The organism is Ciceribacter ferrooxidans (assembly GCF_004137355.1).
In the GTDB taxonomy this organism is placed as follows: Bacteria; Pseudomonadota; Alphaproteobacteria; order Rhizobiales; family Rhizobiaceae; genus Allorhizobium; species Allorhizobium ferrooxidans.
This window is the reverse complement of sequence record NZ_SDVB01000135.1, coordinates 1-255: the sequence shown is the minus strand read 5'-3', so window position 1 is coordinate 255 and position 255 is coordinate 1. Positions and strand designations below refer to the sequence as shown.

Genomic DNA, 255 nt, shown 5'->3' with positions numbered 1-255 from the left:
GGCAGTCGAAGCCATTCCAGGTAAGTATGCTTCTCGAAAAACTCAAGAGAACGCGCGTGCCAGTAGCCGTTGGTCACTACGGTGGCGAGCTGCATGACACCAAGAGGGAAGAGATTGGCGAAAACCATCCAGATCAGTCCACCATTGAGGCTCCAGAATGAGAATGAGATAAGTTTGTCGCTCCAGTCCTCCGACCGCAGAAGGTAGCGCAGGCAAAAGACCAGCAGCGCCATCGCCAGCATGCCATAGACTCCC

The 255-nt window shown here is 54.5% G+C and carries 1 pseudogene; it reads right to left on the bottom strand.

Going from position 1 to position 255, the window contains the following annotated elements:
* Positions 1–242 (bottom strand): annotated as a pseudogene (locus EUU22_RS04255) (nitric-oxide reductase large subunit); the annotation flags it as partial.
* Between the last annotated feature and the right edge of the window lie 13 nt (positions 243–255).